The organism is Actinocrinis sp. (assembly GCF_035650855.1).
GTDB lineage: Bacteria > Actinomycetota > Actinomycetes > Streptomycetales > Catenulisporaceae > Actinocrinis.
Genome location: NZ_DASRGV010000003.1, coordinates 32,546 through 58,070, shown reverse-complemented (window position 1 = coordinate 58,070; position 25,525 = coordinate 32,546). Strand labels below are relative to the sequence as shown.

The window sequence follows — 25,525 nt, the reverse complement described above, 5'->3', positions numbered from 1 at the left end:
GGGCGTCTGAGCCGAACCGCCCGAACCGAACTGAACCGCCCGGCCCGAGCCGCCCGGCCCGCTATCCGTCCAGTTCTTCGAAGAGCGTCAGCTGCAATCCGGCCGGCCCGTCGAGGCGCGCGTTGCGCGAGTTCCACGGAGTGAGCACCGGACGCGCCACGACGCTCGCCCCCGCCTCAGCCGCGACCTGAGTAGCGCTCTCCGCGTCCGCGACCTGGAACGCCACGCGGATGTGCCCGGCGGCGCGGTGGCCCACCTCCACCTCGTCGATGTAACGCGCGTGCGGCGGGTCGGCGATCTCCAGCGTGGCCCGGCCCGCTTCCAGGATCGTCACGCGGCCGCCCGGTGACGAAAAAGCCGCCCGCTGCGGTAATCCGAGGGTGTCGCGGTAGAACGCGAGTGCCGCCTCGTAATCCTCCGCGGTGACCACCAGCCGCAACTCGGCGACGCCGATCGTCGCTGCGGTGTTCGCGCCGGCATCTGAATCCGGCCCGGTCTGATCATTCATCGCAATTCGCTCCCGTCGATGCCGCGGACGCTTTGCAGTAGGCCCCAGACGAATTCGGCGCTCGCCGCGACCGGCTTGCCCTCAGCGTCGGGCGCGGTGAAGTCCATGGTCCAGCGGCTCGGCGCGGAACCGTCGCGATGCCGCACCGGGCCGAACGCCCGTTCCACGTCCCCGATGACGCAGGACCACGGCTTGAGATCGCCGATGCTCTCCAGCCGTGGCGGCGGGAACGCGGGATCGCGCACCAGCTGTTCGGCCAGTACCGCAGTGCCGATTCCGGTCAGCGCCTCGTACAGCAGGTCGGGCCACAGCGGTAGCTTCCAGCGGGTGGTCCGGCAGGTGACGTCGCCGAGGCGCTGCTCCGCTTCGGCGATTGGGGCGCCGAGGAAGCCGCGCAGCGCCGCCAGGCCGCCGCGATACGAGCGGGACCGCTGCATCCGCTGCCAGTGCGCGTTGACTTCGCGCATCTCGGTGACGCTGGCGTCCAGCTCGCGGCGGGCCTGCTCGACCAGCTCGGGGTGGTAGTCGGCCATCCGGCGCAGCAGCACGAGCTGGAACTCGCGGGCCGTGATGCGGATCGGAGTGCTCGGCATCGGCCCAGCATAAGTCGGGCCGATGCCGCCGCGGCGGCCGCCGCCGCCGTCCCGGCTCAGTCGCCGCCGAGATTCGCGTGCTCGCGCGCGAAGCCGAGCACCCTGCGCCAGACGTCGGCGCACTCTTGCTCGAACGCCCCGGCTCCGGCTTCGAAGAACCCGTGCGTCGTGCCCGGATACGTGATGATCTCGCGCTGGTTGCCCGCGGCCGCGAGCGCGTCGTCGAAGGCGGCGACCATGCCGGCCGGGATGCCCTCGTCGTCTCCGGCGAACATGCCGAGGATCGGCGCCGTCAGGTCGGGCGCGAGCTGGATCGGCCCGGGCGCGCCGCGTAGCGAATCCGGGAAGCCGTACAACCCGATCGCCCCGGCCAGCGCGAAGCGCCGGTGCGCGGTCATGAACGCGAACCGCCCGCCCATGCAGAACCCGAGCGAGATCACGGCGCGCCGCCGCCCGCCCGGGAGCCCGCGCAGGTGGGCGAGCGCCGCGTCGAAGTCGGCGAACAGCCCGTCGCGGGTGAGCGCGGCCAGGTGCGGCATGAGGTTCGGCAGCCCGGCGAACTCGGCCGGGCGGTCCCGGTATCCGGGTCCCGCGCTGCGCCCGAAGTAGTCGATCGCGAGCGCCGGCAGGCCCTGTTCGGCCAGGCGCCGGGTGAGCTGCTCGTAGAAGCGGGACAGGCCGCGGTTGTCCGGCAGCACCAGCATCGCCGGGCCGGCCGGGGCGTCGGGCAGCGAACGGAAGGCCGCGAGCGGGGCGCCATCGGTGGCGGTGAGCCGCAGCTCGGTGCTGGAAGCGGGAGTGAGCGGCGGGCCGTGGAACGGCGGAACGGCGTCTGCGTCGTAACACATGCCGACATGTTAAATGGAGAAACTGACACTATATCACATATAGATATTTTTGTCTAGATTAAGTGGATTGCGATTCGGTACACGCGGGTCGTGGCCTAGGAGACGGATCGCGCGCCGACCATGCGGACGGCCCGGGCGGCGAGTACGCATCCGGAGCGCAGCGCCTCGGCGAGGGACGGCGTCGTCAGCCATTGCCGGAGGAACCCGGCCGCGAAGGCGTCGCCCGCGCCGGTGCTGTCGATGGCGACGTCGGCGCCGAGCGGCACGGCGTCTACGTATTCGTAGTCGCCGGTCGAGCTACAGGCCAGAGCTCCGAACGCGCCGAGCTTGACCACCGCCAAGCCGCAGTGTTCGGCGATGGCGCGCGCCGCAGAGACCGAATTCAACCGGTGGATCGTGGCCGGGGATTGATCGGTCGCTGCGATCGGGGGCGGCGCCGAGTGCGCGGCCGAGGCGAGGGTGCGCGCCTCGGCTTGATTCGCGAACAGCACGTCGATTCCGTTGATCCAGTCGAGGAAGCGTTCGGCGCCGGCCGTCTCCAGCGGCCCGACCGACGCGGCGTCCACGGACGTGGTCATGCCGGCCTCGTGGGCCAGGTCCAGGGCGGCGAGGGCGGCCTCGCGGCTGCTCGGGCGCAGCAGGGTGTAGCCGGACAGGTGCAGGTGCGCTCCCGATGTGAAGACGTCGTACGGCAGGTCGTCAGCCGTCAGCGCTTCGTTCGCGCCGGCGTCGGGCACCATCGTGCGCTCGCCGCCGGGCTCGACCAGCACGATCACCGTGCCGGTCGGCCGCTGGCGGTCGATCGCGAACCGGGTCTCGACGCCGTGCGCGCGCAGGCCGTTCGCCGCCGCGCGGCCGGCCGCGTCATCGCCGACGCGCCCCAGCAGCACGCTGCGCGCGCCGAGGCCGGCCAGCCAGCTGGCCGTGTTCGCCGCGGCCCCGCCGCCTTCGACGCTGATGCGGGCCGGACTGTCGCTCGCCGGGACCAGCGGACCGGCGAGCCGCGCCACCAGGTCCGTCATGACGTCGCCGAGCAGCACCACGGTCGGCGCTCCCGAGGCGGCCTTCGCAGCAGGCTGATCTGAGGCCTCGGTTCCGGCAGGGTCCTGATCGGGCGCGGCGGCGCCGGCGGCGGATCGGTTCACTCCGGGTCGGCGCCGGCCGCGCCGCGCGCCAGCTCGGCGGCGATCTGCCCGGCGAGCGCGGCGTTGCGCAGCACCAGCCGCACGTTCGCGCGCAGGCTCTCGCCCCCGGTGTGCCGGTGGAAGAAGTCCAGCAGGAACGGCGTGACCGCCTTGCCGGTGACGCCCTGCGCGTCCAGCTGTTCGAGGGCTTCCTCGAGGACTCGCTCGTGCAGCTCCGCGTCGAGCTGCTCATCCTCCGGCAGCGGGTTCGCGATGACAAGGCCCTGATGGGAGAGCCCGAGCGCGTCGCGGGCCCGGATGACCGCCGCGACCTCGGCCGGCGAGTCGGCCCGCCAGTCGATCCGGTGCCCGGAGTCGCTGATGTAGAAGCCCGGGAAGGCGTTCGTGCCGTATCCGACGACCGGCACGTTCAGGCTCTCCAGGCGTTCGAGCGTCGCCGCCACGTCAAGGATCGACTTCACTCCCGAGCACACCACGGCGATGCCGGTGCGGGCCAGCGCGACCAGGTCCGCCGACTCGTCCCAGCTCTCCCGCGCGCCGCGGTGCACGCCGCCGAGCCCGCCGGTGGCGAACATCCGGATGCCGGCCCGCTCGGCCAGATGCGCGGTCGCCGCCACCGTCGTCGCCGCGCTGCCGCCCCTCGCCACGACGAAGCCGAGGTCACGCACGCTGGCCTTCGCCACGTCGTCGCGCTCGGCGATGGCCGCCAGCGCGGCTTCGTCGAGCCCGACGCGCGCGACCCCGTCCACGACCGCGATGGTCGCCGGCACGGCGCCGGAGGCGCGCACCGCCTCCTCGATCTCGCGTGCGACGCGCAGGTTGTCCGGCCGCGGCAGGCCGTGGCTGATGATCGTCGACTCCAGCGCGACCACCGCGGCGCCCCGCGCCAGCGCCTGCGCGACCTGCGGCGCGACCTCGAGGGCGGCGACGGAGGAGGAGTGAGTCAGCCCGCGTACGTCCATGTCGATCATCTTATCCGTCAGACTTCGCCGGCGCGGCGATAATGAAGCGGTGAACGCACAGCGTGACGCCGACGCGACGGGGACCGCAGCCGAGGCCGCGAAGACGCGGCCGGCGGCGCGCCCGGCGGCCGGCCGCAAGCCGGGCCGGCGGCCAGGAGGCGCCGACACCCGGCAGGACATCCTGGTCGCGGCCCGCGCCGAGTTCGCCGCGCGCGGCTACGAGAACACCAGCATGCGGGCGATCGCCCGCGCCGCCGAGGTCAACTCCGCGCTGCTGCACCACTACTTCGGCACCAAGGACCAGCTCTTCCTCGCCGCCCTCGACTTCCCGCTACAGCCGCGGGAGCTGGTCATCCGGGTCGTCGACGGCGACCGCGGCCGCGTCGGCGAGCGGCTGGTCCGCTTCGCCTTCGGGCTGCTCGAGCAGGCGGCGGCCCGCGAACGCGTGCTCGCGGTCCTGCGCGCCGCGGCCACGAACGAGCAGATGGCCCGGCTGCTGCGCGGCTTCATCGCCCGCGAGGTGGCCGGCCCGATCGCCGCGGCCCTCGACGCGCCGCAGCCGGAACTGCGCGCCGAGCTGGCGATGACTCAGATCGTCGGGCTGATCATGGGGCGCTACCTGCTCGCCGTCGAACCGCTGGCCTCGGCGCCGGTCGAGGAGCTCGTCGCGCTGCTCGCACCCACCCTGCAGCGCTATCTGGTGGGCTGAAGGCGACGCCGCGCCGAGCCCGTGCGGCGGTTTGACAGCGCGCCGCCCAAGCTCAAAACTAATCGCATGGTTAATTTCTCCGGCGCGGCCGCCTCCGCGCCCGCCGACGCGGCGGCGCGGACCGCGCCCGCACCAGCCGTCGACGTACGCGACCTGCGCGTCGTGCGCGGCGGACGGTCCGTGCTCAAGGGCATCAGCGTCGCCATTGCGCGCGGCACGGTCACCGGTCTGCTCGGGCCGAGCGGCTGCGGCAAGAGCACGTTCATGCGCGCGATCGTCGGCGTGCAGAAGGTGGCCGGCGGCGAGGTCCGGGTGCTCGGCCGCCCCGCCGGAGATAGGCAGCTGCGGCATCGGGTCGGCTACGTAACGCAGGCGCCCTCCGTCTACGCGGACCTGTCGATCGCCGAGAACCTGCGGTACTTCGCGGCGATCCTCGGAGTCCCGCGCGACGACGTCCAGCGCGTCATCGAGCAGGTCGGGCTCCAGGGCCGCGAGCGCGACCTCGTCTCGCGGCTCTCCGGAGGGCAGCGGGCACGCGTCTCGCTCGCCGCCGCACTGCTCGGCGCTCCGGAGCTGCTGGTGCTCGACGAGCCGACGGTCGGACTCGATCCGGTGCTCCGGACCGAGCTGTGGGACCTGTTCCACGCTCTCGCCGCGGACGGCGCCACGCTGCTGATCTCCAGCCACGTCATGGACGAGGCCACCCGCTGCGGAAACCTGCTGCTGATGCGCGACGGCGAGATCATCGCCGACGACACGCCCGCGGCGCTGCTCGCCCGCACCGGCGCGAGCGAGATCGAAGCGGCCTTCCTCGCGCTCGTGGCGAAACAGGGCTCTACGACGGTAGCGGGCTCTGATGCGCAGTCGTCCGATCAGCCCGAGCCGGTGAAGGGAGCAACCCGGTGAGCCAGTCGACTCCAGCACCGGCGTCCGAGCAAGCCGCCGCGCACTCGCCGTCCGTCACGCCCGCTGCGGCACCCGCCGCGACTCCGACGCCGACTCAGGATTCTGCGACCAGTGGCCGAGCACGTGCCAGCGTCCGGCGAACCGTCGCCACGGCCGGCCGCGTGCTCGCCCAGTTGCGGCACGATCCGCGCACGATCGGCCTGCTGATCATCGTGCCGTGCGTCCTGCTGGTGCTGCTCAAGTACGTCTTCGACGCGCAGCCGCGGACCTTCGACCACTCCGGGGCGCCGCTGCTCGGCATCTTCCCGCTGATCGTGATGTTCCTGGTCACCTCGGTCGCCACGCTGCGCGAGCGGTCCAGCGGCACCCTGGAGCGGCTGCTGACCATGCCGCTGGCCAAACTCGACCTGCTGCTCGGCTACGCCCTCGCCTTCGGCGCGCTGGCCCTGCTCCAGGCCGCCGTCGCCTTCGGCCTCACCCTCGGTCCGCTCGGCCTGCACGTCAGCGGCCCGACCTGGCTGCTGTTCGTGGTGGCGCTCGCGGACGGGATCCTGGGCACCGCGCTCGGCCTGTTCGTCTCGGCGTTCGCGGCCACCGAATTCCAGGCCGTGCAGTTCCTGCCCGCGTTCATCCTGCCGCAGTTCCTGCTGTGCGGGCTGTTCACACCGCGCGAGAACATGCAGACCGTGCTGCGCTGGCTCTCCGACGTGATGCCGCTGTCCTACGCGGTCGACGCGATGAACCGGCTGACCGCGCAGAGCGGCGTCAGCGGCCTGGTCGTCAGGGACCTGATCGTCATCGCCGGCATCACCGTCGTCGCGCTCGCGCTGGGCGCCGTCACGCTGCGGCGGCGTACTGCCTGACCGCCACCGCGCCGACGATGCCCGCGCCGACGACGCCCGCGCCAGCGCCGCGCTACGCCCTGGTGTGGCTCTTGCCCCGGTTCGCCCAGACCGGGGCGAGGGCCGCGATCAGCGCCATCGCGACGCCGATCTGCAGAATGTGCCGGATCCAGTCGACGCCGCCGGTGTGCCGCACGCCGATCCACGAGGCGATGCCGTTGCCGAGGAACGCCCCGGCGATGCCGAGCAGCACCGTAAGCCACACCGGGATGGCCTGCTTGCCCGGCAGCAGCAGCCGCGCCAGGCCGCCGATGACCAAGCCGGCGATCAGCGACCACAGAATCTGGAACATGAGCTGAGCCTCCACTCGCCGCGCGGACCGGCCGGATGCGGGCCGGGTCGGGTGTCAACCACCCTCACCAGTCTGGGTACCCAGCCGGGCCGACGGCCCACGCAGCTGCGCCGAAAGAGTGAGCGGCTCACCGTCTGGCTGAATCGACGCGGGGGATGCGCGCCTAGAGCTCCCGCGCGTAGTTGATCCAGGTGCGTTTCACGGTGAATCCCGTGCGCTCGTAAATGCCGAGGGCGCCGGTTGGGTTCTGCGAATCCACGCCCAGCGATGCGGTGTCGAAGCCCGCCTCGCGCGCGGTGTGCAGCACCCTCATCAGTAGCGCGCGCGCGATCCCGCGGCGGCGCGCCTCCCGCAGCGTGCCGAGGATCGTGACATGCGCGTCGCGCTCGCCGGTCGCCTCCGTCTTGGCCTTGGAGTACTTCGTCATCGCGAAGCCGACGACGCGCCCGGAACCCGCCGCCTCGCCTTGGCCCGCATCATGTGGCGCCTCCTCGGCGCGCAAGGCGAGGAACGAGAGGTCGGGGCGGAAGCTGACGCTGTCCCGGAAGGTGGCCCGCCACGATTCCGGAAGGGCCGGGGTCGTACCCCAGTGGTCTTGGAACGCGGCGTTCTTCGCGACGCGGACCTGCTCGTCCAGTTCCGCCGCGTACGGCACGATGTCAATGCCCTCAATCGGCCCCACCCGCGGCGGCTCCGCGGCGAGCGAGGTGTACATGCCGTAGTAGTACCGGACCGGCTCGTATCCGAGCCGCTTCAAGAGCGCGCCGGCCGCCTCGTTCGTCGAGGTGCAGCCGGTGTTCAGCACCAGCCGGCTGTCCGGATGCCGCTCTCCGTGCAGCGGCCGCGCCGCCTCAGCCGCCCAACGCATCAGCTCGGTGCCGAGACCGCGTCCGCGATAGGCCGGGTGAACGGCGCCGTGGAAGCCCATCCGGTGGATCTCATCGACCGCGGGGCGCACACGCAGCATGCCGAAGGCGACCATCTGCCCGCCGCAGAACCCGGCCAGCGATCCGCGCTGCGGATCGAACAGCGGCTCGGCGAAGATCTCGGCCAGGTCGTCTTCGCCGTAGTGCTCGTCCTCGTGGTCGACTTCTTCAACCGCACGGCCGAACTGGGCCCACACCGGGATGTCCTGCTCGATGAGCGCACGCCACGCGATGTCCACAACCTGCACGGTTCCATCGCCCTCGTTGCCCGGCAACCGGATTTCCAGCGCGCGCTCGGCGGCGCGGGGTCGGCGGTGCGGCGGGCGCCGGTCAGGACAGCGCCAGTCCGACCAGCGCGGCGACGACGCCCAGCGCGCTGGCGCCGAGCAGCGCGCTGACCACGCCGCGCCGCAGCACCAGCAGCCACAGCCCGGCCGCCGCGAGCACCGCGAACTGCCACGGCTCGGTCAGCGCCTTCCCGAGTGTGAACGCCGACCCGCCGATGGCGCCGATCGTCGCCGGGCCTGCGCCGTCCAGGAACGCCTGTACTGACTCGCTGCCGCGCAGCCGGTCGAAGCGGCTCGCGCCGAAGAAGACGAACAGGAACGAGGGCGAGAACGCGACCGCCGCGGCCAGCAGCGCGCCGAGCACCCCGGCGGCGCCGTACCCGACGACCGCGACCGTCTGGACCACCGGGCCCGGCGTGATCTGACCGAGCGCCACGGCAGTGGTGAACTGAAGCGCCGTCAGGAAGTGATATCGGTGCACCGCGTCCGCCTGCATTAGCGGGATGATGACGAATCCGCCGCCGTATGACAGCGCACCCACCTTGAACGCGGTCCAGATCAGGCCGCCGAGCCCGGCGGCTGCGGGCACCGCGCCGGCGGCGAGCGGCCACAGCGATACCTGCGCCGGCAGCGCGGCCCGCCTGCGCCACAGCGTCTCCGCGATGCCGCACCCGAGCAGCACCAGCACGAGATAGGGCCCGAGCACGATCGCCGCGGCCGCGCCGATCACCAGGTACGCGGTCCACCGACGCCGCTGCCCCGGACGGTGCGCCCGGCGCCGGCTGGCCGGCAGCAGCATCGCCGCCGCATTCAGCGCGACCGCCGCCACGGCCGATCCCGCACCGGCCGCCGCGCCGCGAACCCACAGCGGCGGGTGCCCGGACAGGAACAGCGCCGAGAGCCCGATGATGATCGCGAGGCCCGGCAGGATGAAGCACAGCCCGCCGACGATCGCACCGGGCACGCGCCGCAGCCGCCACGCGCACAGGATCGCCAGCTGCGTCGAGGCCGGCCCCGGCAGCAGGTTCGTCGCGGCGATCGCGTCCTCGAACTCCTCCGCGCCCAGCCAGCAGCGTTCTTCGACGCACAGCCGCCGCAGCAGCGCGATGTGCGCCGGAGGACCCCCGAAGCCGATGCAGCCGATCCGCCCCCACTCGCGCGCGATCGTGCCCAGACCTACCCGCTCGGGCGGGCGCTGCGCCTCGCCGATGGCCGGAGCGGGCGCATGCGGCGTCTGCGAATCGGTCAACGGGAGTCCTCGGCGGTGGTCACCAGCGGGAAGTAGCAATGACCAGACAATACCGTCGTGCCGCCGCATCCCCGACCGGCGCGCGCCACCCCCGCTTCGGGCCCGAGTCACGCCGCGGCGATCGGGTGCGGGCATAATCTGGAGGCGTGAAGAAGCTGATCAACGCGCCCGACAAGGTAGTCGCCGACGCGCTCGAGGGGCTGGCCGCCGCGCACCCCTTGCTCGCCGTGGACCTGGAGAACCGGGTGGTCACGCGCGCCCAGGGCCCGCGTCCCGGAAAGGTCGGCCTGGTCAGCGGGGGCGGCTCCGGGCACGAGCCGCTGCACGCCGGCTTCGTCGGCTACGGGATGCTCGACGCGGCCTGCCCAGGAGAGGTGTTCACCTCCCCGGTGCCCGACCAGATGCTCGCCGCCGCGAAGGCCGTCAACGGCGGCGCCGGCGTGCTGCAGATCGTGAAGAACTACACCGGCGACGTGCTCAACTTCCAGATGGCCGAGGAACTGGCCGGGGACGAGGGCGTGGAGGTGCGCTCCGTCCTCGTCAACGACGACGTCGCGGTCGAGGACTCGCTCTACACGGCCGGGCGGCGCGGCACCGGCGCCACCGTGTTCGTCGAGAAGATCGCCGGCGCGCTCGCCGAGCAGGGCGCGGACCTGGCCGCCGTCGCGGCCGTGGCCGAGGAGGTCAACGCGCGCAGCCGCTCCTTCGGCATCGCGCTGAGCGCCGCGACCACCCCGGCCTCCGGCCGGCCCGGCTTCACGCTCGACGAATCAGAGATCGAGATCGGCGTCGGCATCCACGGCGAACCCGGCCGCCGCCGCGGCCCGATCGCCTCCGCGGCGCAGCTGGCGGAGACGGCACTCGATGCGATCAGCGACGACATGCCGTTGAGCGGCAACGTGCTCGTCATGGTCAACGGCATGGGCGGAACGCCGCTGATCGAGCTCTACATCGTCTACCGCGAAGTGCAGCGGCTGCTGGCGGACCGGGGCGTCACGATCGCGCGCAACCTGGTGGGCAACTACATCACCAGCCTGGAGATGCAGGGCTTCTCGCTGACGGTCTGCCGCCTCACCGAGCAGTTCACCGAGCTGTGGGACGCGCCGGTACAGACGCCCGCGCTGCGCTGGGGACGGTAGCCGTTGACCACGTCACCGGCCGCGCCCGCCTTGGACACCGCCTTCTTCACCGCGTGGATCACCCGCGCCGCCGCCGCGATCGAGGCCGACCGGGTTCGCCTGACCGAACTCGACGCGGCGATCGGCGACGGAGACCACGGCACGAACCTCGACCGAGGCTTCGCCGGCGTGATGCGCGTGCTGGACACCACGAGCCCGCGCACGCCCGCCACGGTTCTCTCGCTCACCGGCACCACATTGATCTCGAAGGTAGGCGGCGCCTCGGGCCCGCTGTACGGCACCGCGTTCCGCCGCGCGGGCAGCGCCCTCGGCGACACCCCTGAGACCGACCTGCCCGGCCTCGCCTCCGCCCTCGACGCGGCGCTCGCCGCGATCCGCAAGCTCGGCGCGGCCCGCGACGGCGACAAGACCATGGTCGACGCGCTCGCCCCGGCGGTCGCCGCGCTGAACGACGCGGCGTCGAAGGCGACGCCGCTGCTCGACGCGCTCTCGGCAATGGTCGACGCGGCGCGGACGGGAGCCGAGGCGACGATCCCGATGCAGGCCTCGAAGGGCCGCGCGAGCTACCTCGGCCCGCGCAGCATCGGCCACGAGGATCCGGGGGCGGCGTCCACGGTCGTGATCCTCACCGCGTTGCGCGACACCGCCGTCGCCGCGGCATCTGACGGCGCATCGAATGGTTCGGACAGTGACTGAGCAACATCAGCAACAACGCACGGACGCGCAGGCTGCCGGGATGGTCGGCTTGGTCCTGGTCTCGCACAGTGCGCGTCTGGCTGAGGGAGTCACCGAGCTGGCGCGCCAGCTCGGCGGCGAGGCGCCGATCGAACCGGCCGGCGGCCTGCCGGAGGGCGGCCTCGGCACCAGCATCGAGCTCATCGAGCAGGCCGTGCGGTCGGCGGATCGCGGTGCCGGGGTTGTCATACTCGCCGACCTCGGCAGTGCCGTGCTCACGGTCAAGCTCCTGCTCGATGACGCCGCCGACCTGCCCGGCCCGGTGGTTCTCGCCGACGCGCCGCTGGTGGAGGGCGCCGTCTCGGCGGCGGTAGCGGCTGCGGCGGGCGCCGACCTCGACGCGGTCCGCGCGGCAGCCGAGGAAGCCCGCGATTTCCGCAAGCTCTGACCTCGTCCTTCGCCCCTCGTTCTCGCCGTCGCAAGGCCTGACACCGTCGCCGCAATATCCGACTCCCGCCGCGTGGCATGCTGGGACCCGTGACCGTGAACGTCGTCCTGCATCCCGCCGCCGATCACCCCGAACTGCTCGCCGCGCCGACCGCCAAGGCCCTCGCCGAGCACGCCGCCGCCCTCCCGCTGCCCGAGATCCAGGTCGGCGCGATCGACCCCGCGCTCGCGGACACCGCCGCATTCTGCGCCGAGTACGGCGTCGGTCTCGACGAATCCGCCAACTGCGTCGTCGTCGCGGCCAAACGGGCCGGCCAGACCACCTACGCGGCCTGCCTCGTGCTCGCCACCACCCGCGCCGACATCAACGGACTGGCCCGGCGTCACCTCGGCGCCCGTAAGATCTCCTTCGCGCCGATGGGCGAGGCGGTCGAGCTCACCGGCATGGAGTACGGCGGCATCACCCCGGTCGGCCTGCCCGCCGACTGGCCGATCCTCATCGACGAGGCCGTCGCCGCCGCGCCCCGCGTCGTGGTCGGCTCCGGCATCCGCGGCTCAAAGCTCTGGCTGCCCGGATCCGCCCTCGCCGCTCTGCCCGGCGCCGAAGTACTGCCCGGCCTCGGCACGGTTCCGGGCGCCCCGGCAACGCAGTGAACGCGCCGCGCGCCTGACCTGTCTCGCTCAGCTGGACAACCGGTCGGGCGGCCTCGCCGGGTTGTGATTATGCCTACGGCTAACGCGCTGCGCGCTGAAGAGCACCACCCGCCCACCCTGCTCCGCGTCCTCGCTGGCGCTCGGGCGCTACGCGAACGTGACGCGCTGCCGCGCACGCGCTGCGCGCTGAACGCTTCGCTGCACTGCGGTGCACGCCGCCTCGCTAGCGCTCGGCGGCTGCGGCCCCATCCTGGCTCGGTTCCCGTCCCTCTCCCGGAACCGGCTTGTCGGCGCAATAGCTCAGCGTCCGCGCCGTGGGATCGAGATTGCGCACTCTGGCCCAGGGATCCTCGACGGTCGCGCACTGAGCGCGGGCCTAGCGAAGCGTCCAGCGCGCAGCGCGTGCGCGGCAGCGCGTTCGGTTCGCGTAGCGCCCGAGCGCCAGCGAGGACGCGGAGCAGGGTGGGCGGGTGGTGCTCTTCAGCGTGCGGAGCCGCCGAGCGAAGCGAGGTGGCGGAGCGCGCGGCTACGGCGCGGTTGTCCCGCTCAACGGGACAGCCAACCGGTTGTCCCGTTGAGCGGGACAGTTCGGTGGTTGCCCAGCTGAGCGAGACAAGGTGCAGCTGCTTGTCGAGCTATCGCAGCGCGGGTATCACATCCTGGCCGTACGCCCAGAGCGTCTGCTCCGGCTGATCGTGCATCAGGTACAGCGCGAACTGGTCGACGCCCAGCTCGGCCAGCTCGGCGAGGCGGTCGCGGTGCGCGGAGGCCGGGCCGAGGAGGCAGAAGCGGTCCACGATCTCGTCGGGGACGAAGTCCGTCGACGGGTTGCCGGCTCGGCCGTGGTGGGAGTAGTCGTAGCCCTCGCGGCCCTTGATGTAGTCCGTCAGGGCTTTGGGCACCGGGCCGTCCGCGCCGTAGCGCGTCACCAGGTCCGCGACGTGGTTGCCCACCATCCCGCCGAACCAGCGGGTCTGCTCGCGGGCGTGGGCCAGATCCTCGCTGACGTATGCGGGCGCTGAGACGCAGATCGTGATGGTGTCCGGGTCGCGGCCCGCATCCTTCGCGGCGTCGCGCACCGTGCCGATCGTCCAGCGCGCGATGTCAGGGTCCGCGCATTGCAGCACGAAGCCGTCCGCCTGCTCGCCCACCAGCTTGAGCGCCCTGGGGCCGTATGCCGCCATCCACATCGGCAATCGGCCGCCGCGCACCCACGGGATCTTGACCATCACGCCGTTGAGCTGCGTCTCCCTGCCTTCCGCCAGGTCCTTGACCGCGCGCATGCACGCGCCGACCGTGGCCAGGCTCTCCGGCTTGCGGCCGACCACGCGCAGCGCCGAGTCGCCGCGGCCGATCGCGCAGACCGTGCGGTTGCCGTACATGTCGTTGAGCGTCGCGAACAGGGACGCGAGTACCGACCAGTCGCGGGTGCCCGGATTGGTCACCAGCGGGCCGACGCGCAGCCGCTCGGTCGCGGCCAGGATCCGCGAGTAGATGACGAACGGCTCCTGCCACAGAACCGTCGAGTCGAAGGTCCAGCCGTAGCCGAAACCGAGCTGCTCGGCCTGCCGCATCGTGTCGACGAGTCTGGTGGCCGGGGGGTCCGTTTGCAGGACGACGCCGAAGTCCATGACGCTTCCTCTCAGACCAGGTACTGGGACAGGCCGCGGCGCACGAACCGGCCGTGCCCCGCCTTGCCGTGGAACTCGCCGTCGCTGATGACCACGGAGCCGCGCGAGAGCACGGTGTCGACCCGGCCGGTGATCTCCATGCCCTCATACGCCGAGTAGTCCACGTTCATGTGGTGCGTCGCGGCGCTGATGGTCTGGTGCGCGTCCGGGTCGTAGACCACGATGTCGGCGTCCGCGCCGGGCGCGATGACGCCCTTGCGGCCGTAGAGCCCGAACATGCGCGCCGGGGTGGTGGAGCACAGCTCGACCCACCGCTCCTTGCTGATCTTCCCGGCGGCCACTCCCTGGTAGATCAGGTCCATGCGATGCTCGACGCCCGGCATGCCGTTGGGGATCTTCGAGAAGTCGCCGCGGCCGAGCTCCTTCTGGTCTTTGAAGCAGAAAGGGCAGTGGTCGGTGGAGATGACGGACAGGTCATTGGTGCGCAGTCCCTTCCACAGCGCCTCGGTGTGCTCGCGCGGGCGCAGCGGCGGGGAGGCGACGTATTTGGCTCCCTCGAAGTCCGGCTTGGCCAGATCGTCGAGCGCTAGGTACAGGTACTGCGGGCACGTCTCGGCGAAGACGTTCTGGCCGCTGTCGCGGGCCTCGGTCACCGCGTCAAGGGCCTGCGACGCGGTCAGGTGCACGATGTACAGCGGCGCCCCGGTGACCTTCGCCAGCTGGATCGCGCGGCTGGTCGCCTCGCCCTCCAGCTCTGGAGGCCGGGTCAGACCGTGGTAGACCGGGTCGGTGCGGCCTTCTGCGAGGGCCTGCGCGACCAGCTGGTCGATCGCGATGCCGTTCTCCGCGTGCATCATGATGACCGCGCCGTTCGCCCTGGCCTTCTGCATCGCCAGGAAGATCTCGCCGTCGGTGGAGTAGAACACGCCCGGATACGCCATGAACATCTTGAAGCTGGTCACCCCGGCCTCGACCGCGGCGTCCATCTCCTTGAGCGCGGCCTCGTTGACATCCGAGACGATCGCGTGGAAGCCGTAGTCGATCGCGCAGTTGCCCTCCGCCTTGGCGTGCCAGGCCTCGATCCCGGCGAGCAGCGACGCGCCCTTGCTCTGCACCGCGAAGTCCACGACCGTCGTGGTGCCGCCCCAGGCCGCCGCTCTCGTCCCGGTCTCGAAGGTGTCCGAGGCGAAGGTGCCGCCGAAGGGCAGCTCCATGTGCGTGTGCACGTCGATGCCGCCCGGGATGACGTACTTCCCGGTCGCGTCGATCACCGTGCCGGCGACCGCGCTCCACGACTCGGCCAGCGGGGTGCTCGGGACGGCCAGCGCGGCGATGCTCTCGCCGTCGACCAGGACGTCGGCGAGCGCCGAGCCGGTCGCGGAGACGACCGTGCCGCCGCGGATCAGGATGCTCATCTGGACCCCTTCCCGTCAGGCCTCGGTCAGCGGGCCGTAGCTGTCAGGACGCCGGTCCCGGTAGAAGGCCCACAGGTCACGTACCTCCTGCAGCTGGCCCATGTCCAGGTCGCGGACCACGATCTCCTCTTCGGTGTCCGACGCCGCCTCGCCGACCAGCTGCCCGCGCGGGTCGACGAAGTAGGACTGGCCGTAGAAGTCGTTGTCACCCAACGGCTCCACGCCGACCCGGTTGATCGCGCCGACGAAGTACTCGTTGGCGACCGCGGCGGCCGGCTGCTCGAGGCGCCAGAGGTACTGTGACAGGCCCCTGCTGGTAGCCGAGGGGTTGAACACGATGCGCGCGCCAGCCAAACCGAGCGCCCGCCAGCCCTCGGGGAAGTGCCGCTCGTAGCAGATGTAGACCCCGATCCGGCCGACCGCGGTATCGAAGATCGGATAGCCGAGGTTGCCGGGCCGGAAGTAGAACTTCTCCCAGAACCCGCGCACCTGCGGGATGTGGTTCTTGCGGTGCTTGCCGAGGTAGGTGCCGTCCGCGTCGATCACGGCCGCGGTGTTGTAGTAGACGCCGGGCTGTTCGTGCTCGTACATCGGCACGATCAGCACCACGCCGTTCTCCCGCGCCACCTCCTGCATCAGCCGGGTGGTCGGCCCGTCCGGGATCGCCTCGGTGTAGCCGAAGTACTCCGGTTCCTGGACCTGGCAGAAGTACGGTCCGTAGAAAAGCTCCTGCAGGCAGACCACCTGCGCGCCCTGCGCCGCGGCCGCCTGCACGTGCGTCACCGCGTTCTCGATCATGGTCTTCTTCTCGCCGGTCCACTTCTGCTGGACCAGCGCCGCCCGCACGATCTCCGACACCCTCACCACGCCCTTCCGTACAGTCCGCACTCATTACATGGAAAGCTCGTCACTGCTGCGCCGCCACCGCTGGCTGTGCGGCCACCCCTTCCCGCCGCGGCAGGGCCGCGAGCAGCAGGTAGAGCACGAGCCCGGCGCCGAACCCGACCGCCCAGCTGTAGGAGTACAGCGGCTTGAGGAACGGGATCAGCCCGTTCGCCGGGAACGGCCCGGAGGTGCCCGGCGCCGTGTTCGCCCCGCCGACCGCGAGCACCGCGCCGACCACGGTCGCGGTCACCGCCGGCCAGCTCCAGCCCGCCGCGAACCAGTACCTGCCGCCGCGCCGGTACAGGTCGGTCGGATCCAGCCGGGTGCGCCGCACGAACCAGTACCCTGCGACCAGCACCCCGGCCACCGCGCCGAGCACGCCGCCGTAGAAGTCCAGCCAGTCGAAGATGTACACATGCGGGTCGCTCAGCAGCTTCCACGGCATGAGCACCACCCCGACCACCCCGGCGATCAGGCCGCCGACCCGCCGCGAGATCACCTTCGGCGCGAGGTTGGAGAAGTCGTAGGAGGGGCTGACCACGTTCGCGGCCACGTTCACCGAGACGGTCGCCACCAGAAGGGTGATCAGCCCGAGCGTCACCACGAACGGGTTGGAGAACTTGGCCGCCAGCTGGGTCGGGTCCCAGATCGCCTTGCCGTAGATGATCGCGGTGCCCGAGGAGATCATCACCGCGATCAGCGAGAAGAAGGTCATCGTGGTCGGCAGGCCGAGCACCTGGCCCCAGGCCTGGCCGCGCTGCGAGCGGGAGAAGCGGGTGAAGTCCGGCATGTTCAGCGACAGCGTGGCCCAGAACGCGATCATCGCCATCAGCGAGGGCCAGAACACCGGCCAGAACCTGCCGCCCCAGCCGAGGGTGGCCGGCTGCGAGAGCAGCGAGCCGACGCCGCCCGCGCGGTAGATCACCCAGGCGAGCACCGCGAGGAAGACCACGAGCACGAACGGGGCGGCCCAGTTCTCGAAGCGGCGCAGCGTGTCCATGCCGCGCCAGATGATCGCCATCTGGATCACCCAGAAGATCGCGAAGGCGACCCACAGCGTCCACGGCTGCCCGAGCACGGAGGAGGCGTTCGTCCACCAGGAGCCGAACAGCTTGCCGGCCACGACGCTGATGCCCTCGCCGCCGATCCAGGTCTGGATGCCGAACCAGCCGCAGGCCACCAGCGCCCGCAGCAGCGCGGCCAGGTTCGCGCCGCGGATGCCGTAGAAGGCCCGGGCGAACACCGGGAACGGGATCCCGTACTTGGTGCCGGCGTGGCTGTTGAGCAGCATCGGGACCAGCACGATCAGGTTGCCGAGCGCGATGGTGATCAGCGCCTGCACCGGGTTCATCCCGGCCGCGATGAGGCTGGCGGCCAGGGTGTAGGTGACCAGGTTGTGCGACATGCCGATCCACAGCGCCGCGTAGTTGTAGAGGGACCAGGTGCGCTTGGCCAGCGGGACGGGCAGCAGTTCCGGGTTGGCGTACGGGCTGTCGGCGAGTTCGCCCGGGTCGGCGAGCTCGACCTGGCCCTCGGTTTCGAGAGAGGCCACGGCGGGTGCTCCGATCGCGAGTGGGACGGGGAGCCGTCACCTCCAGCGTCCCGGCGCGCGCTCGGCCGGCGCCCTGGCGTCTCGCCCGGGGCGCTGGTCGGATCGGCGCCGAACCTTGCTGGTGGAGGGCAAGATGATGCCCGATCCCGCAGATCGGCGAACCACGCCGGACGCTAAATCTTCCTGACGGCGTCCGCGGACCTCGCAAACGGTCCGTGTCCAGGGCGATACGCCGCGTGGAGAATTCGTCGGTTTCTACAGCGCGGGCCGCGTGAACCCGCGCGCCGCGGCCCGCAGGCTGCCTTGGTTCAGTCGTAACTCGCGGCCGGCGCCGGACCGTTGGCGATAACTCCAACCCGCGGCTTGCGGCGCGGCGCCGGAAGGGGGGTGTGATGTGGGTCACATTCGACGTGCAGGTGCGGCAGGATCCGGTCCAGCCACGCCGGCAGCCACCAGTTGGCCCGGCCGAACAGGTGCATGACCGCCGGGACCAGCACGGTCCGCAGCACGAAGGCGTCCAGCGCGACCGCGGTGGCCAGGCCGATGCCGAACTCGCCGATGACCCGCTGGCTGCCGAAGGCGAAGGCGCAGAACACGCAGATCATGATGGTGGCGGCCGCGGTGATCACCCGGGCGGTCTCCACCTGGCCGATCTTCACCGCGCGGGCGTTGTCCCGGTGCCGCACCCACTCCTCGTGCATCCGCGAGACCAGGAACACCTGATAGTCCATCGACAGGCCGAACAGGATCGCCACCATCATCACCGGCAGGAACGCCTCCACCGGTCCCGCGCCGCCCATGCCGAGCTTGTCGGAGCCCCAGCCCCACTCGAAGAACGCGGTCACCACGCCGAAGGAGGCGGCCGCGGCGATCAGGTTCATCACGGCGGCGGTCAGCGGCACCAGCAGGCAGCGGAAGGCGACCACGAGCAGCAGGAAGCCGAGCGCGGCGATCAGCCCCACGAACAGCGGCAGCTTGCCGCCGAGCACCGCGGCGAAGTCAGCGTAGACCGCGGTCAGCCCGCCGACGTAGACCTGCAGGCCGGTGCCGGCCTCGGCCTTGGGGATCACCTGCTCGCGCAGTGTGGTGATCAGGTTCGTGGTCTGCTTCGATTCGGGCGAACTGGCCGGCACCACGCTGATCACCTCGACGCGGCCGTCCGCCGACTGGGCCCCGACCTGCACCGCCGCGACGCCGGGTGTCCGCTCCAGCGAGACGACCAGGTTCGAGAGCGCCGCCTTGTCCTGCGCGAGCGCGTCCGGGCTCGCCGCACCGCTCCCGCTCGCGGGCGGAAGGTCGGCCACCAGCGTCAGCGGACCGTTCACGCCTGGGCCGAAGCCCCCGGCCATCAGGTCGTACGCCTTGCGCGTCGTCGTGCCCGCCGGGTCGTTGCCGGAGTCGGAGGCGCCGAGCCGCAGGGTGAGCACCGGTACCGCGAGCACCACCATCATCGCCAGCGCGAGCAGGCTCATCAGCCGGGGCCGCCGCTCCACCGAGCCGGCCCAGCGGCGCCACCAGCCGCGCTTGTCCTCGGTGCCATGCGTGTCCTCGCTCCAGCCGCCCAGTTCGAGCCGCCGCCGTTCACGCCTGCCGAAGACCCGCAGCCCGAGCAGGCCCAGCGTCGCGGGCAGCAGGGTGAGCGAGGCCAGCACGGTGAACCCGACGGTCACCGAGGCGGCGAGCGCCACCCCGTCGAGGAAGCCGAGGCCGAGCACCATCATCCCGAGCAGCGCGATGCACACCGTCCCGCCCGCGAACAGCACCGCGCGGCCCGAGGTGTTGACCGCCGTGCCGATCGCCTCCCCGACCGGCAGCCCGGAGCGCAGCGCGCAGCGGAAGCGGGTGACGATGAACAGGGCGTAGTCGATCCCGACGCCGAGGCCGATCAGCGCGCCCAGCGTCGGGGCGAAGTCCGCGACGTTCATCGCGTGGCTGAGCAGCCCGATCGCGAGGATGCCGCCGCCGACGCCCGCGACCCCGGTGAGGATCGGCAGCGCCATCGCGAACAGCGAGCCGAAGACCGCGAACAGCACGATCGCGGCGGCGATGATGCCGACCAGCTCGCTGTTGGAGTCCGGGCTCTGCTCGGTGCCCTGCACCGCCGAGCCGCCGACCTCGACCTGCAGGCTGCCGGTCGAGGCATGCTGCGCGGTCTGCACCAGCGTGCGCAGTCCGGCGGCGGAGGGGGCCGCCTTGCCGTCGGCGAGCTGGACCGAGGCGTAGGCGGTGTGCCCGTCGGCGCTGATCTGGCCGCTGCCGGCGCTGGTGCCGGCGTACGGGCTCGACACCGCGTTCACGCCGGGCATCCGGGCTATCGCGCCGAGCGCCGCATTGACTCGCGTCTCCACCTCGGCCGAGCGGACCGAGCCGGCCGAGTCGTGCCATACGACGGTGGCCGAATCCCCGTTCTGTCCCGGAAACTCCGCGCTGAGCAACTGGTACGCCTTGGCCGAGTCGGTGTTCTTCAGCGAGAACGAACTCGAGTACTTGCTGCCCGAGGCCACCGCCGCCGCGCCGAGGCCGAGCAGCAAGGCGATCCAGAGCAGGACTACGGCCAGGCGGTGCCGATGGCACCAGCGCGCGAGTGCGGTCACTCGGTGTCTCCCGGGGTCGAACAGCGAGTGTCGCGCGTGGTGCGGAAACGTGCTGTTGTGCGAAGAACGGCGGTCTATTCGGTTGAACGGGCGGGCGCGTCGCGGCGCCCCCGCGGGCCGGCCGTTTCGGCGCAGCCTGATGTACGAGGCCTTGTTTCACAGACTTCGGACAAAAGGTGATCACCCGGCGAAACGCGTGCCGAGTGGTGCACACCGACCACCATGACAGAACGAAGTGTTTTCCGGGACGGTTCCGGGGTAATTCTTACGATCGTTTCATCGCGCGGGAGCAGGAACGCCGATCTGACGTCGTGTTATAACGCTAGGAATTTGCGCGGTAACGCCAATAAGTGGGCGAGAAAGTGGCGAGAATCACTACGCCCGCCACGACGGCCAGGCCGCCCGCCGCGACCGCGGTCCTGGTGCCGAGCGCGGCGCCCGCGATGCCGTGCACCAGATCCGCCAGCCGCGGACCGCCCGCGACGACCACGGTGAAGACGCCCTGCATCCGCCCGCGCATCTCGTCCGGCGCCGCCATCTGCAGGATGGAGCCGCGGAAGACCATCGAGACGAAGTCGGCCACGCCGCCGATCGCCAGGAACAGGCAGGCGAGCAGGATCGAGCCGGAGAGGCCGAGCCCGAGCATCGCCAGGCCCCACGCCGCGACCGCGCCGATGGTCATCGCTCCGTGCCGGCGCACGCGGGTGTACGTCCCGGACAGCAGCCCGCCGACCAGCGCGCCGGCCGGCATCGCGGCGAACAGCAGCCCGAGCGCGAGGTGGTTGGAGGCGTAGGTGGTCGCGGCCATCTGCGGGAAGAGCGCGCGCGGCATCCCGAACACCATCGCGATCAAGTCGACCACGAAGGAGTTGAGCAGCAGCCGGTTCGCCGCGACGAAGCGGAATCCGTCGGCCACCTGGGCCCAGCCGGTGCGGCGGGCTTCGACCGGCGCATTCGGATCGGCGAGGCCGGAACCTGGGGAGTCCTCAGCCTTCAACGGCGGCAGCGCGGGCAGCCGGTAGACCGCCCACAGCGTCGCGGTCAGCCCGACCGCGTCGAGCAGGTAGAGCGTCGAGAGGCCGATGATCGGGATCAGCGCGCCCGCGACCATGGGTCCGAACAAGGCGCCCGCGAGCATGACCGTCGCGCCGAGCGAGTTCGCGGCCGGCAGCTCCTCCTCCGGCACCAGCCGCGGGATCGCCGAGCCGCGGGCCGCCGAGTTGACGCCGAACAGGCCCTGCTGCGCGGCCAGCAGCACGATCAGCGGCCACACCGAGTGCAGCCCGGCGGCCGCCTGCGCCCAGAACGCGATCGAGGTCACCGCGATGCCCGCGTTGGTCGTCAGCAGCAGCTTGCGCCGGTCCACCGCGTCGGCCACGGCCCCGCCCCACAGCCCGAAGACCACCAGCGGCGCGAGCGCGGCGAAGCTCGCGATGCCGATCCAGGTCGACGAACCGGTCACGTCGTAGATCTGCTTGGGTACGGCGACCGCGGTCAGCTGGCTGCCGACGCTGGTGATCACGTTCGACGACCAAAGTCGCCGGTATGCAGGGTGCCGCAGCGGCCGCGTGTCGATTGCGAACCGGGAGAACGCGCGGCGCGGGCGACCGGGCGCATCGGCGACCGCCGTCGCAGACGCGGCGCTTGATGCGGTAGCGGTGTGGGCCGACGGGTCGGGGATCTCTGCTGTTGGCGCAGCGGCAGAGGTGGGCATGGTACGGAATGCTACTGCCTTGCACCAGTTACCTAACGAACGGTCCGCTCTGTGAACGCGCACCCTTTCCGTTTACCTGTGCGCGCGGATTGACATTGCGGTAACAGACTCGTTCGACGACGGTGACGCGCCAGCGCTTTGCTCACTGACGACCCGCTAGCCAGGCGGGGCGCGTCTAGGGTTCCGCCGGCGCACGGTACATCGCCGTCGCCGGGCCTGGTCCGAGAGACGCAGGCGGCACAGCACGCCGACTCACGCGCTACGCGACGCACGAGCGCGTCGCCGCAGCGGTGATCGTCGGCAGGTGTCGTTCCACGGCGGGAGAAAAGCCCGGGAGGCCAGGTCGATCCGGCACGCCGGATCCCGGTCCCGGAGCGTGCCGTGACAGCATCCGCAGCACTCGCACATTCACAACCATTTGATACTCGGCTCGGTGTCGTCGACGACGCACCGGCCGCCGGGTCCCTCCGCCCTGGCCGCGAGCGTGCGATGACGCGCGTCGCAGTGCCCATTTCCGTCCCGCCCTGCTCCGTCCCGCGCCCAGAAAGGCGAACGCCGTGACCGCGACCGTCTCCCTCCAACCGCCGGGCGGCGTCCCGGCGTCCGGCGCCTCCGACGTCCACGACGCCGAGGACCTCGCCGGTTTCGGCTATCCGCAGCAGCTGCGCCGCAGGCTCGGCTCCTACGCCTCCTTCGCCGCCGGCTTCTCCTTCGTCTCCATCCTGACCACCGTCTTCCAGCTGTTCTCCTTCGGCTACTCCTTCGGCGGCCCGGCCTTCTTCTGGACCTGGCCGCTGGTGTTCACCGGGCAGTTCCTCGTCGCACTCTGCTTCGCCGAGCTCGCCGCCCGCTACCCGATATCAGGCTGCGTGTATCAGTGGTCGCGGCGGCTGTCGACCGGCCTGACCGGCCACTTCGCCGGATGGACGATGCTGATCGGCCAGATCGTGAGCGTCTCGGCGGCGGCGATCGCGCTGCAGGTGGTGCTGCCGTCGGTCTGGTCCGGCTTCCAGCTGGTCGGCGGCGACCCGACGCTGACGACCCGCACCGGCGCGACCAACGCGGTCCTGGTCGGCGCGATCCTCATCGCGCTGACCACCGTGGTCTCGGCCATCGGCGTACGCGTCATGTCCCTGATCAACAGCATCGGCGTCACCTGCGAACTCGTCGGCGTCGGAGTGCTGATCGCGCTGCTGTTCGCGCACGCGAAGCGCGGGCCCGGCGTCGTGCTGCACACCGAGGGCGTCCAGGGCCACAGCGCGTACATCTGGCCGTTCCTCGTCTCGGCGCTCATGGCGGCATACGTGATGTACGGGTTCGACAGCGCCGGCGAACTGAGCGAGGAGACCCGCTCGCCGCGCAAGACCGCTCCGCGCGCGATCCTGCGCGCGCTGGGCGCCTCAGGCGTCGGCGGCGCGCTGCTGCTCATCGGCGCGCTGATGGCGGCGCCCTCGCTGACGGACGGCAACCTGGCGACCGGCGGCCTGCCGTACGTGGTCACCAGCAGGCTCGGAACCGGCCCCGGAAAGGCGCTGCTGGTCGACGTCGCGATCGCGATCTGCGTGTGCACCCTGGCGATCCAGACCGCCGCGTCCCGGCTGATGTACTCGATGGCCCGCGACGGAGCGCTGCCCGGATCGACGCGGCTTGCCCGCGTTTCCCCGCGCACCGCGACGCCGGTGCTGCCGACCGTGATCGTCGGGGTCGCCGCGATCGCGGTGCTCGGCGTCAACGTCGGGCAGGCGCAGCTGTTCACCGCGCTGACCAGCGTCGCGGTGGTGATCGTGTACTGCGCCTACCTGCTGGTGACCGTTCCGCTGCTGGTGCGCCGCCTGCGCGGGCTGCCGAAGGCCGGAGCCGGCCAGTTCTCGCTTGGCCGCCTCGGGCTGCCGGTCAACGTCCTCGCCGTGGCCTACGGCGCGTTCATGGTGGTCAACATGGGCTGGCCGCGCGCCGAGGTCTACGACCCGGCCGGCGGCCACTGGTACCTGAAGTACTTCGCGCTGCTGTTCTGCGCCGGCGCCGGCCTCATCGGCTGGCTGATGTACCGCGCGGTCAACGCCTCGCGCACGCCTGCGGCCGGCGCCTCGCCGCTGGTCATCGGCGACGCCGCGCTGGAGGGGGCGGAGTGACGCGCAGCTTCGAGATCCCCGGCGGGGCGGCGGACTCGCTGCGGCTGCGACGTCGCAGGGCACTGACGCTGACTTGCCTGGGCGACGGTGCCAACGTGTCAATGCTCATCTACTCGGCCGAGAATCCGTTGGACCGCCTCAACATCCCGGACACTCTCAAAGCCCAGATGTCCGCGCGCGTCACGGCGCCGATGGTGCTGATGTCCGACATGGGCCGCGCGCTGGCCAGCGTCACCGGCTCCAGCCTCGACTGGCATGACGCGGTCACCGGCCACGGCCTCGACGCGCATGTCGAGCAGCGGCACGGCCCTTCCTCCTACGCCGCGCACGGCAACGACTGGCGGCGCAGCGCCCGCGCCGGGCTGCTCGACGAGTTGTGGAAGCACGGGCTCGGCGCACGCGACTTGCACGCCAGCGTCAACTGGTTCACGAAGGTCGGGCCGGCCGGAGACGAGCGCGGCAGCCTCGCGTTCGTACCCGGACACGCCGTCGCAGGGGACTGGGTCACCTTGCGCGCCGAGCAGGACCTGCTGGTGGTGCTCTCCACGTCACCGCATCCGCTCGACCCGGCCGAGAACTGGCAGCCCGCCGCGGTGCGCGTGACGGTCGAGGAGGTCGCCGCGCCGGGCGGCGGCGACCCGAGCCGCACGTTCCGCGCCGAGTCCGCCCGAGCGCTCGCCGTCACCGAGAGGAGCCTGCTGTGACCAAGGCCGAGTTGCTGTTCGACCTGACCGTCGCCGCCGGAGACGGCTGGATCGGCGAGGTTCCGGTCGGCGGCTCGTTCCGGATCACCGACCTGGAAGGGAATCAGGCTGTAGACACGCTGTTCTACGACGCCCGCGACTACACCAACCGGTACAGCGCGGTGGACACGATCCGCGAGCAGGGCGCGGTCTATCTCACCACCGGATCGGTGCTGCGCACGGTCAACGGCGACGCGCTCGCCACGATCGTCGACGACACCTGCGGACGGCACGACACGATCGGCGGCGCCTGCTCGCAGGAGAGCAACGTCGTGCGGTACGGCGAACACACCCGGCATCAGCACGCGTGTCGCGCGACGTTCCTGCGCCAGGCGATCGGCTGGGGTAGGGGACTGGACAAGCGGGACCTGACCCACAATGTCAACTTCTTCATGAACGTGCCGCTGACACCTGAAGGCGGCCTGACCTTCCAGGACGGCGTCTCCGCGCCGGGCAAGTACGTCGAGCTGCGCGCCGAACGCGACCTGCTCGTGCTCGTCTCCAACTGCCCCCAGCTGAACAACCCGTGCAACGGCTACAACCCGACGCCGATTCAGCTCACCGGCTGGGCCGCGCCGTGACGTTGCTGACGTACACCTCCCCGCCTCCCGGCCGGA

The 25,525-nt window shown here is 71.4% G+C and carries 24 protein-coding genes; 10 read left to right on the top strand and 14 right to left on the bottom strand.

Features of this window, described 5'->3' with window-relative positions; genetic code table 11:
- Nucleotides 1-61: 61 nt before the first annotated feature.
- The 5 genes from VFB40_RS00320 to VFB40_RS00300 all read right to left on the bottom strand — a co-directional run bounded on the left by VFB40_RS00320 (nucleotide 62) and on the right by VFB40_RS00300 (nucleotide 4,056).
- On the bottom strand, nucleotides 62-508 hold the full coding sequence (locus VFB40_RS00320; RefSeq protein WP_324847195.1) for a VOC family protein: 447 nt from the start codon (nucleotides 506-508) through the stop codon (nucleotides 62-64).
- The gene (locus VFB40_RS00315; protein WP_324847194.1) at nucleotides 505-1,101 is read right to left on the bottom strand and encodes a hypothetical protein; all 597 of its coding nucleotides are present in this window, start codon (nucleotides 1,099-1,101) and stop codon (nucleotides 505-507) included. Before VFB40_RS00315 ends, VFB40_RS00320 begins: the two co-directional genes overlap by 4 nt.
- A 56-nt stretch (nucleotides 1,102-1,157) precedes the next feature.
- Nucleotides 1,158-1,949, bottom strand: coding sequence for a dienelactone hydrolase family protein (locus tag VFB40_RS00310; protein ID WP_324847193.1), 792 nt, complete (start codon nucleotides 1,947-1,949; stop codon nucleotides 1,158-1,160).
- A gap of 95 nt (nucleotides 1,950-2,044) precedes the next feature.
- On the bottom strand, nucleotides 2,045-3,094 hold the full coding sequence (locus VFB40_RS00305) for a carbohydrate kinase family protein (RefSeq protein ID WP_324847192.1): 1,050 nt from the start codon (nucleotides 3,092-3,094) through the stop codon (nucleotides 2,045-2,047).
- The gene (locus VFB40_RS00300; protein ID WP_324847191.1) at nucleotides 3,091-4,056 is read right to left on the bottom strand and encodes a pseudouridine-5'-phosphate glycosidase; all 966 of its coding nucleotides are present in this window, start codon (nucleotides 4,054-4,056) and stop codon (nucleotides 3,091-3,093) included. Before VFB40_RS00300 ends, VFB40_RS00305 begins: the two co-directional genes overlap by 4 nt.
- A gap of 49 nt (nucleotides 4,057-4,105) precedes the next feature.
- Between VFB40_RS00300 and VFB40_RS00295 the strand changes: the two genes are divergently transcribed.
- The 3 genes from VFB40_RS00295 (at nucleotide 4,106) to VFB40_RS00285 (ending at nucleotide 6,534) form a co-directional block, all read left to right on the top strand.
- A complete protein-coding gene (locus VFB40_RS00295; protein WP_324847190.1) occupies nucleotides 4,106-4,765 on the top strand; it encodes a TetR/AcrR family transcriptional regulator in 660 nt (219 codons plus the stop codon).
- Nucleotides 4,766-4,831: 66 nt separating this feature from the next.
- Nucleotides 4,832-5,671, top strand: a complete 840-nt coding sequence (locus tag VFB40_RS00290; RefSeq protein ID WP_324847189.1) for an ABC transporter ATP-binding protein — start codon at nucleotides 4,832-4,834, stop codon at nucleotides 5,669-5,671.
- Nucleotides 5,668-6,534, top strand: a complete 867-nt coding sequence (locus VFB40_RS00285; RefSeq protein WP_414641990.1) for an ABC transporter permease — start codon at nucleotides 5,668-5,670, stop codon at nucleotides 6,532-6,534. The genes VFB40_RS00290 and VFB40_RS00285 overlap by 4 nt, the downstream gene beginning before the upstream one ends.
- 52 nt (nucleotides 6,535-6,586) lie before the next feature.
- Here the strand turns inward: VFB40_RS00285 and VFB40_RS00280 are convergent, their stop codons facing one another.
- From VFB40_RS00280 to chrA, 3 genes are all read right to left on the bottom strand, one after another.
- A complete protein-coding gene (locus VFB40_RS00280; RefSeq protein WP_324847187.1) occupies nucleotides 6,587-6,865 on the bottom strand; it encodes a GlsB/YeaQ/YmgE family stress response membrane protein in 279 nt (92 codons plus the stop codon).
- Between the two features lie 163 nt (nucleotides 6,866-7,028).
- On the bottom strand, nucleotides 7,029-8,066 hold the full coding sequence (locus VFB40_RS00275) for a GNAT family N-acetyltransferase (protein WP_324847186.1): 1,038 nt from the start codon (nucleotides 8,064-8,066) through the stop codon (nucleotides 7,029-7,031).
- Between the two features lie 55 nt (nucleotides 8,067-8,121).
- Nucleotides 8,122-9,327, bottom strand: a complete 1,206-nt coding sequence (chrA, locus tag VFB40_RS00270) for a chromate efflux transporter (RefSeq protein WP_324847185.1) — start codon at nucleotides 9,325-9,327, stop codon at nucleotides 8,122-8,124.
- A 146-nt stretch (nucleotides 9,328-9,473) separates the two neighbouring features.
- Here chrA and dhaK point away from each other — a divergent pair, with 146 nt between their 5' ends.
- From dhaK to VFB40_RS00250, 4 genes are all read left to right on the top strand, one after another.
- Entirely contained in the window at nucleotides 9,474-10,466 is a 993-nt protein-coding gene (gene dhaK / locus VFB40_RS00265; protein ID WP_324847184.1) for a dihydroxyacetone kinase subunit DhaK, read from the top strand.
- Between the two features lie 3 nt (nucleotides 10,467-10,469).
- Nucleotides 10,470-11,162: a dihydroxyacetone kinase subunit DhaL gene (dhaL, locus tag VFB40_RS00260; RefSeq protein WP_324847183.1), complete on the top strand. Its 693-nt coding sequence runs from the start codon at nucleotides 10,470-10,472 to the stop codon at nucleotides 11,160-11,162.
- A gap of 40 nt (nucleotides 11,163-11,202) precedes the next feature.
- A complete protein-coding gene (dhaM, locus tag VFB40_RS00255; protein WP_349261285.1) occupies nucleotides 11,203-11,589 on the top strand; it encodes a dihydroxyacetone kinase phosphoryl donor subunit DhaM in 387 nt (128 codons plus the stop codon).
- A 77-nt stretch (nucleotides 11,590-11,666) separates the two neighbouring features.
- On the top strand, nucleotides 11,667-12,242 hold the full coding sequence (locus VFB40_RS00250; RefSeq protein WP_349261280.1) for a YbaK/EbsC family protein: 576 nt from the start codon (nucleotides 11,667-11,669) through the stop codon (nucleotides 12,240-12,242).
- A 635-nt stretch (nucleotides 12,243-12,877) separates the two neighbouring features.
- Here the strand turns inward: VFB40_RS00250 and VFB40_RS00245 are convergent.
- From VFB40_RS00245 to VFB40_RS00220, 6 genes are all read right to left on the bottom strand, one after another.
- Complete coding sequence (locus VFB40_RS00245) at nucleotides 12,878-13,873, bottom strand: TIGR03842 family LLM class F420-dependent oxidoreductase (RefSeq protein ID WP_324847180.1); 996 nt, start codon at nucleotides 13,871-13,873, stop codon at nucleotides 12,878-12,880.
- An 11-nt stretch (nucleotides 13,874-13,884) separates the two neighbouring features.
- Nucleotides 13,885-15,288: a dihydropyrimidinase gene (gene hydA, locus VFB40_RS00240; RefSeq protein ID WP_324847179.1), complete on the bottom strand. Its 1,404-nt coding sequence runs from the start codon at nucleotides 15,286-15,288 to the stop codon at nucleotides 13,885-13,887.
- A gap of 15 nt (nucleotides 15,289-15,303) precedes the next feature.
- Nucleotides 15,304-16,146, bottom strand: a complete 843-nt coding sequence (locus tag VFB40_RS00235) for a nitrilase-related carbon-nitrogen hydrolase (protein WP_349261284.1) — start codon at nucleotides 16,144-16,146, stop codon at nucleotides 15,304-15,306.
- A gap of 49 nt (nucleotides 16,147-16,195) precedes the next feature.
- Entirely contained in the window at nucleotides 16,196-17,725 is a 1,530-nt protein-coding gene (locus VFB40_RS00230) for an NCS1 family nucleobase:cation symporter-1 (protein ID WP_324847177.1), read from the bottom strand.
- Between the two features lie 308 nt (nucleotides 17,726-18,033).
- Nucleotides 18,034-20,319: an MMPL family transporter gene (locus tag VFB40_RS00225; RefSeq protein ID WP_324847176.1), complete on the bottom strand. Its 2,286-nt coding sequence runs from the start codon at nucleotides 20,317-20,319 to the stop codon at nucleotides 18,034-18,036.
- A gap of 322 nt (nucleotides 20,320-20,641) precedes the next feature.
- Nucleotides 20,642-22,033 (bottom strand): MFS transporter, encoded by a 1,392-nt coding sequence (locus VFB40_RS00220; RefSeq protein WP_324847175.1) that lies wholly within the window; start codon nucleotides 22,031-22,033, stop codon nucleotides 20,642-20,644.
- A 557-nt stretch (nucleotides 22,034-22,590) separates the two neighbouring features.
- Between VFB40_RS00220 and VFB40_RS00215 the strand changes: the two genes are divergently transcribed.
- Genes VFB40_RS00215 through VFB40_RS00205 form a run of 3 tightly spaced genes read left to right on the top strand, consistent with a single transcriptional unit; the run spans nucleotide 22,591 to nucleotide 25,489 of the window.
- Nucleotides 22,591-24,165 carry an amino acid permease gene (locus VFB40_RS00215; RefSeq protein ID WP_324847174.1) on the top strand — a complete coding sequence of 525 codons (1,575 nt, stop codon included), beginning with the start codon at nucleotides 22,591-22,593 and terminating at the stop codon, nucleotides 24,163-24,165.
- Complete coding sequence (locus VFB40_RS00210; RefSeq protein ID WP_324847173.1) at nucleotides 24,162-24,869, top strand: urea amidolyase associated protein UAAP1; 708 nt, start codon at nucleotides 24,162-24,164, stop codon at nucleotides 24,867-24,869. Before VFB40_RS00215 ends, VFB40_RS00210 begins: the two co-directional genes overlap by 4 nt.
- Nucleotides 24,866-25,489 (top strand): urea amidolyase associated protein UAAP2, encoded by a 624-nt coding sequence (locus VFB40_RS00205; protein WP_324847172.1) that lies wholly within the window; start codon nucleotides 24,866-24,868, stop codon nucleotides 25,487-25,489. The genes VFB40_RS00210 and VFB40_RS00205 overlap by 4 nt, the downstream gene beginning before the upstream one ends.
- Nucleotides 25,490-25,525: the final 36 nt, after the last annotated feature.

Coding starts and splice junctions, on each gene's coding strand:
- VFB40_RS00320 (WP_324847195.1), bottom strand. CDS start 508: ATGAATGATCAGACCGGGCCGGATTCAGATGCCGGCGCGAACACCGCA.
- VFB40_RS00315 (WP_324847194.1), bottom strand. CDS start 1,101: ATGCCGAGCACTCCGATCCGCATCACGGCCCGCGAGTTCCAGCTCGTG.
- VFB40_RS00310 (WP_324847193.1), bottom strand. CDS start 1,949: ATGTGTTACGACGCAGACGCCGTTCCGCCGTTCCACGGCCCGCCGCTC.
- VFB40_RS00300 (WP_324847191.1), bottom strand. CDS start 4,056: ATGGACGTACGCGGGCTGACTCACTCCTCCTCCGTCGCCGCCCTCGAG.
- VFB40_RS00290 (WP_324847189.1), top strand. CDS start 4,832: ATGGTTAATTTCTCCGGCGCGGCCGCCTCCGCGCCCGCCGACGCGGCG.
- VFB40_RS00280 (WP_324847187.1), bottom strand. CDS start 6,865: ATGTTCCAGATTCTGTGGTCGCTGATCGCCGGCTTGGTCATCGGCGGC.
- dhaM (WP_349261285.1), top strand. CDS start 11,203: ATGGTCGGCTTGGTCCTGGTCTCGCACAGTGCGCGTCTGGCTGAGGGA.
- VFB40_RS00250 (WP_349261280.1), top strand. CDS start 11,667: ATGCTGGGACCCGTGACCGTGAACGTCGTCCTGCATCCCGCCGCCGAT.
- VFB40_RS00245 (WP_324847180.1), bottom strand. CDS start 13,873: ATGGACTTCGGCGTCGTCCTGCAAACGGACCCCCCGGCCACCAGACTC.
- hydA (WP_324847179.1), bottom strand. CDS start 15,288: ATGAGCATCCTGATCCGCGGCGGCACGGTCGTCTCCGCGACCGGCTCG.
- VFB40_RS00220 (WP_324847175.1), bottom strand. CDS start 22,033: ATGCCCACCTCTGCCGCTGCGCCAACAGCAGAGATCCCCGACCCGTCG.